The organism is Achromobacter maghribensis, from assembly GCF_057334215.1.
Map to the genome: position 1 here is coordinate 2,011 of NZ_JBHFII010000050.1, position 6,148 is coordinate 8,158.

The 6,148-nt window shown below is 67.0% G+C and carries 5 protein-coding genes and 1 pseudogene; 4 read left to right on the forward strand and 2 right to left on the reverse strand.

The window, feature by feature from the left end; translation table 11 throughout:
* Together ACE039_RS22630 and ACE039_RS22635 are read right to left on the reverse strand one after the other, a co-directional pair.
* Window positions 1-808 (reverse strand): acyl-CoA dehydrogenase family protein (locus ACE039_RS22630; protein ID WP_485823391.1); only part of this gene is annotated, 808 nt, incomplete at its 3' end.
* Between the two features lie 4 nt (window positions 809-812).
* Window positions 813-2,054 carry an SfnB family sulfur acquisition oxidoreductase gene (locus tag ACE039_RS22635; RefSeq protein ID WP_485823392.1) on the reverse strand — a complete coding sequence of 414 codons (1,242 nt, stop codon included), beginning with the start codon at window positions 2,052-2,054 and terminating at the stop codon, window positions 813-815.
* Window positions 2,055-2,278: 224 nt separating this feature from the next.
* Here ACE039_RS22635 and ACE039_RS22640 point away from each other — a divergent pair, with 224 nt between their 5' ends.
* The 4 genes and pseudogenes from ACE039_RS22640 to ACE039_RS22655 form a co-directional block, all read left to right on the forward strand.
* Complete coding sequence (locus ACE039_RS22640) at window positions 2,279-3,115, forward strand: hypothetical protein (RefSeq protein WP_448711461.1); 837 nt, start codon at window positions 2,279-2,281, stop codon at window positions 3,113-3,115.
* 40 nt (window positions 3,116-3,155) lie between these two features.
* Complete coding sequence (locus tag ACE039_RS22645; RefSeq protein WP_485823393.1) at window positions 3,156-4,844, forward strand: ABC transporter substrate-binding protein; 1,689 nt, start codon at window positions 3,156-3,158, stop codon at window positions 4,842-4,844.
* A gap of 19 nt (window positions 4,845-4,863) precedes the next feature.
* On the forward strand, window positions 4,864-5,841 hold the full coding sequence (locus ACE039_RS22650; protein ID WP_105559553.1) for an ABC transporter permease: 978 nt from the start codon (window positions 4,864-4,866) through the stop codon (window positions 5,839-5,841).
* A pseudogene (locus tag ACE039_RS22655) lies at window positions 5,838-6,148 on the forward strand (ABC transporter permease); the annotation flags it as partial. The gene ACE039_RS22650 and the pseudogene ACE039_RS22655, both read left to right, overlap by 4 nt.

Sequence of the window (6,148 nt, forward strand, 5' to 3'; positions counted from 1 at the left end):
CCCCCACGAACGCCACGGCGTCCGCCAGCGCGGCCTGGCCAATACCCAGGTCGATGGCCGCGTGGACAATCTGCGCCAAAGGCTTGATCGTGTTGGGCGGCGCGGCGGGGTCGGCCAGCAACAATACGTCTTCGACCGGCACCGCCACATCATTGAAGTGCACGGTGCCGCTGCCGGTGACACGCTGGCCAAAGCCCGACCAGTCGTCGATGATTTCAACGCCGGGGCTGTCGCGGCGCACGATGGCCAGGCGCTGGATGCCGTCGCCATCCACGGTGGCCGTCGGGATCCACTGGGCATACAGCGCGCCGGTGCAATAGAACTTGCTGCCATTGATGCGCCATTCCCCATCGACGCCGGTGCTAAGCCGAGTCCGCCGTTCGGCGGCCGTGCGCGTACCCGTCTCGGCCAGCGCATTGCCGAAGCGCTCGCCCGCCAGCGCCCGCGCGTAGAAGCGGCGTTGTTGGTCCGCGCTGCCGTTCACGCGCAGCACTTCCAGCGCGTAGTAGTGGTTCTGCGGGATCTGGCCCAACGAACCGTCAGCGGCCGAAATGATGGCCGTGACCTCGGCCAGCGTCGCCCGCGACACCCCGGCGCCGCCGTGTTCGCGCGGCACGGTAATGCCCCATAGGCCGGATTGGGAATAGCGTTCCAGCTCGGGCAGCGGCAGCCGGCGCTCGCGGTCCCGTTGAGACGCTTCGCGGGCAAATTCCCCGGCCAGCGAACGCGCGACCTCAAGCGCCTGCGCGTCGGAGTCGATCACGGCGGCGCGGCGCACCGCCAGGGACGATATGTTGTCGGTGGGCATGGTGTCAGATCCAGGAGTGCCGGTTGGGGCGTTGGCCGTTAAGCAGATAATTGCCCACCGCGTGGTACTTCCAGCGCACGGGATCGTGCAGGGTATGGACGCGCGCGTTGCGCCAATGGCGGTCCAGCCCGAATTCGGCCAGGGAGGCCCGCGCGCCCGACAGTTCGAACAGCTTTTCGCCGGCGGCCAGCGCGGCTTCGGTGGACACCGCCTTGGCGCGCGCCACCACGATCGACGCGGCGGCGACGTCATCCGCGTCCAGCGTTCGCCCGCGCGTGTCGTCCAGGAACTGCGCGGCTTCCGTCAATAGCGCCTGGGCGGCGTGCAAATCGATGTAGAGCTGGCCCACGTCCGCGATCACGTAAGGATCCTGCGTGGCCCGCTCGACGTTGGCCTCGACCCAGGGCCGGGAACGTTCACGCAGAAAGGTCACCGTGTCGCGCAACGCACCCTCGGCGATGCCCACATCGATCGCGGCCTGCATCAGTTGCGCGAAGGGCCCCTGCAAGGCGGGGGCCTGCTGCGCGCGCCAGGCGGGCAGGATGCTGCCGGCTTCCACGCGCGCGTTGTCCAGCAGCACGGTGCCGCTGGCCGTGGTGCGCTGGCCGAAGCTGGACCAGTCATCCACGACTGACACGCCCGGCGCGCCGCGCTCAAACACCACGGTGACCAGCCTGCCCTCGCCATCCAGCACCTTCGCCGGGATCCAGTGCGCGAATAGCGCGCCGGTCGAATAGAACTTGCGGCCGCTGACACGATAGCCGTCGCCATCCGCCACGAGCCTTGCCTCGATATCCCGCGCGTGGCGAGTATGCCGCTCGGGCCCGGCATTGCCCAGCCGGCGCCCGGCCAGCACGCCTTCGTAGTAATGGCGCTGCTGCGCAGGCGACCCGGTCAGCCGCAGCAGATTCAGGAATCCAAAATGGTTTTGCGGAATCTGGCCCAGCGACGGGTCCGCCGCGCTAATGATGCGAAACACATCCGCCAGCGTCACATGCGAGACATCCGCGCCGCCGTATTCGCGCGGCACCGTGATGCCACCCAGCCCGCTGGCCGAATAGCGTTCGATCTCGCGCCACGGCAACGCGCGCTCCCGGTCGCGTTGCGCCGCGCCCAGGGCGAAATCGGCCGCCAACGCGTGGGCGGCCGCGACCGCCTGGGCGTCGTCCTGGATGCGGGCGGCAGGCACCAGGCGCGGCGCCTCGTCCCGGTCCTGGCTTGAAGTCGTGCTTGAAACGTGCGGCATGTGGCGACCCGGCAATGGGAAAACATGCAGCCTATCGGTGCGGCGCCGCGCACGGAAGGACGGAATCCTCATGCGGTTATTTGAAATCGGTATATGCGCGGCACGCCCGTTTCGCCTTCTGTTAGCGGGCCTTGCGCGCATATATCCAAATCACCAAAGAGTGTTTGTGAACGGCGTCCGCGCTTGCTTAGAGTCGAGACTTTTCCGCGTCCGCCACATTCGCCATGCCTGAACTGGATTTCCCCCAACCGCTCCTGACGCTGGATTACGACGGCGCGCTGGAAGCGCGCCTGTTCGACGACGTCCGTCTGGCCGTCGCGCCGCATCTGCCCGCGGCGCGCATCGATCCGCCGCGCGATCTGGCAAGCGAGGACGAACGCCGCAACGCCGCCGAATACGCCGTGTGGAACACCGTGCACGACCTGTTTATCGCCCAAGTCGCCGCGCATGCCATTGCCGGCCTGTTCAAGGACGACACCGAGTTCCAGTTCGCGCTGGCGCGCCAACTTGGCGACGACGCCGCCCACGCGGAGTTCTCGCGCGGACGCGCCGCGGCGCTGTTGGGCGCCGACCCGCTGGCGCAGGTGCGGCAAGGCGTGCAGGATTCCTGGGACCTGATCGGCGGTTTCGCGCTGCGTAACTGGCAGAACTTCCTGGCGTGGCAGTTCCATTACGAGCACTACATCCTGGCGCGCCTGTTCGTGAACCGGCGCACCGCGAAGGTGCTGGACTTCGGTCATCGCGAGTTCGGCGAAAACCGCATTCTTCCCGATGAAGAGGCGCACCGCGTCCGCATCACCCAGTGGTGGCTGAACAAGCTGGAACAGGCGGACCCGGCCCAACGCGAAGACTGGGTGGCCGGCCTGATCCAGGCGGACGAAGACGTCCAGCACGTGCTTGGCCCCTATCTACGCGATTCCTGGCAACTGAACCAGCGCGCCACCGGCCTGGACGCGCGCGGCCACATCGCGTTGTACGACGCGTGGCGCCGCAACCTGCTGGCCACGCTGGTACGCCGCGACCCCAACGATCTTCCCGCCCTGACCAGCCTGGCCGCCTGAAACAGCCGGCCGCACTTCACGACAACAGAAGGAAACCTTCATGACGCAACCGTTGCCCCCCGCCGATGCTCCCGGCCACGAAGACGAACCCGCCAACCCCTTTCGCCGCTGGCTGATGAGCGCGGGGGCCTTGATGGGCGCAGGCGCGCTCTTTCCCAACGTGATCTTCGCGCCGGCCTACGCCGACACCCAGAGCCTGCCCAATACCGTGGACGGCGCGGTGCGCGGCGGCGTGCTCAACGCGGTGGTCCACCCGGAACCACCGACGCTGGCCTTCTACCTGAACTCGTCCACCCCCACGGGCGCGGTCGTCAGCAAAATCTTCGACGGGCTGGTGGAATATGGGCCCGACCTGAAACCGCGGCCCGTATTGGCCGAAAGCTGGAGCGTGTCCGACGATGGCAAGACCATCACGTTCAAGCTGCGCCAGGGCGTGCTGTGGCATGACGGCAAGCCGTTTACCGCCGCCGACGTGAAATGGTCGGCTGAAGAGGTGTGGCGCAAGCATGCGCCCAGCGCGCGCCGGGTGTTCCAGTACCTGCAGAAGGTCGAGACCCCGGATGACCACACCGTCGTGCTGCACCTGTCACAGCCCACGCCCGTGGCGCTCAACGCCATCGATTCGCTGGGCGCGCCCATCCTGCCGCGTCATTTGTTCGAAGGCACGGACATCCAGAACAACCCGTACAACAACAAGCCCATCGGCACCGGCCCCTTCGTGTTCAAGGAGTGGAACCGGGGCAACTACATCGTGCTGGAACGGAACGACAAGTACTGGCAGCCCGAACGCCCCTACCTGGATCGCATCGTCTGGAAGATCATTCCCGACGTGTCCGGCCGCGCCACCGCACTAGAGACAGGCGGCGTGGCATACGGCGAACGCAACCCCGTGGCCTTCACGGATGCCACGCGCCTGTCCAGGCTGCCCAAGCTGGCAGTGGACACCGCGGGCTACAACGGCTTTGCCGCCTGGCTGTGGCTGGAAGCCAACTTGCGCGACCCCATCCTGTCCCATCTGAAAGTGCGCCAGGCCATCGCGCACGCCGTCAATAAGCAGGTGCTGGTGAAAACCGTGTGGAACGGCTATGCCGAACCCTTCGTAAGCCCGGTGCCGTCGCTGGTGAAGCCGTATCACAACCCCAACGTGCAGCAATACCCGTATGACCCGGCGCTGGCCGAAAAGCTGCTGGACGAGGCCGGGTACCCCCGCAAGGCGGACGGCTGGCGCTTTGCATTGACGCACGACTACATCCCGTTCGGTGACGACTACCGCCGCACCGGCGAGTTCGTGCGCCAGGCGCTGCGCAAAATCGGCATCGACGTAACGCTGCGCGGACTGGACCTGGCGACCTGGACGCGCAATGTCTTCACCGACTACAACTTTCAGCTCATCAGTTCGTGGGGCACCGTGCTGATCGATCCCCAGCTGGGCGTGGAGACGCGGTATTGGAGCAAGGCAGAGGCCAAAGGCACGCCCTGGTACAACGCGTCGGGCTACAGCAACCCGGACATGGACCGCGCCATCGAAGCCGCCCAGGTCGAAACGGATCCGAAGAAGCGCATCGATCAGTACAACGAAGTGCAGCGGCTGGCGCAGCGCGACCTGCCCTTGATCGGCCTGTTCGAGTTCCGCTGGTTTGGCGTCTGGGACAAGCAGGTGCGCAACGTGACCGACGCGTCCTCGCATTCGCGCAACAACTTCGCCAACGTCTGGCTGGGCAAGGCCTGACGGCCGCCGGAAACCCGCCATGTCCCTACGACTGCCCCGCCCGCTTCGCTACCTGCTCCAAATCCTTTTCGTGGTGGGCGCGACCGCCATCGCCAACTTCTTCCTGCTCAAGCTGGTGCCCGGCGACCTGGTCGACGTGATCGCGTCGGAGAACAGCGGCATCACGCCCGAACACGTGGCCCAGTTGCGGGTGGCCTACGGCCTGGACCAAAGCGTGCTGACGCAGCTGGGCTACTACTTGAAAAGCCTGCTGTCGCTGGACCTGGGGTATTCGTTTCGCTATGGCGAGCCCGTGGCCGACCTGATCTTCGGGCGGCTGCCGGCCACGCTGGCATTGATCGGCACGGGGCTGGCGTTATCGGTGGCGGTGGGCGTGCTGCTGGGCGTGCTGGCGGCGCGCCGGCCGCATGGCGGGCTGGACACCCTGCTTTCCGCGCTGGCCACGGCGGGCTATTCCGCGCCGATGTTCTGGACGGCGCTGATGCTGATCGTCGGGTTCGGCGTGCACTTGAACTGGCTGCCGGTGGGCGGCATCCGCGACGTGGGCGCGGCGTATCAAGGCTGGGCGCTATGGGCCGACTACGCGCGGCACCTCGCGTTGCCGGTGACCACGGTGGCAATCTACTACGTGGCCATCTATGCGCGGCTGTCGCGGGCCTCGATGATCGAAACGCTACAGGAAGACTACATTCGCACCGCCCGCGCGCGCGGCAACGGCGAAACGCGCGTGATCTGGCGCCATGCGCTGAAGAACGCGATTCTGCCCGTCATCACCATGCTGGGCCTGCAAAGCAGCGCGCTGCTGGGCGGCAGCATCGTGGTGGAAACGGTCTTCGCGTGGCCGGGCCTGGGCCAGTTGTCATTCGAGGCCATTGCCAGCCGCGACGTCAATCTTCTGCTGGGCATCCTGCTGATGAGCGCGGCGCTGGTAGCCCTGATGAATATCGCCGTGGACGCCTGCTACGGCCTGTTGGACCCCCGCGTGAGGAAGACATGAAACCAATTGCCCGCGCCGTCGCGCATCTGCTGCGCACGCCCTCCGCCGCCGTCGGCGCCGCCATCCTGCTGATCGTGCTGGCCGCGGCCGCCAGCGCCGCCTGGCTGTTCCCGAACGATCCGCTGGAGATGGTTGGCGCCCCCTTCACCTGGCCCGGCGACGACGCCGACTTTCCCGCCGGCACCGACCTGATGGGCCGTGACATCCTGGCCGGCCTGTTCCACGGCGCGCGCGTGTCCTTGCTGGTGGGTAGCGCGTCGGCCGCCATCGCGCTGGCGATCGGCCTGCTGGTGGGCGCGGTCGCCGG

Coding starts and splice junctions, on each gene's coding strand:
- ACE039_RS22635 (WP_485823392.1), bottom strand. CDS start 2,054: ATGCCGCACGTTTCAAGCACGACTTCAAGCCAGGACCGGGACGAGGCG.
- ACE039_RS22640 (WP_448711461.1), top strand. CDS start 2,279: ATGCCTGAACTGGATTTCCCCCAACCGCTCCTGACGCTGGATTACGAC.
- ACE039_RS22645 (WP_485823393.1), top strand. CDS start 3,156: ATGACGCAACCGTTGCCCCCCGCCGATGCTCCCGGCCACGAAGACGAA.
- ACE039_RS22650 (WP_105559553.1), top strand. CDS start 4,864: ATGTCCCTACGACTGCCCCGCCCGCTTCGCTACCTGCTCCAAATCCTT.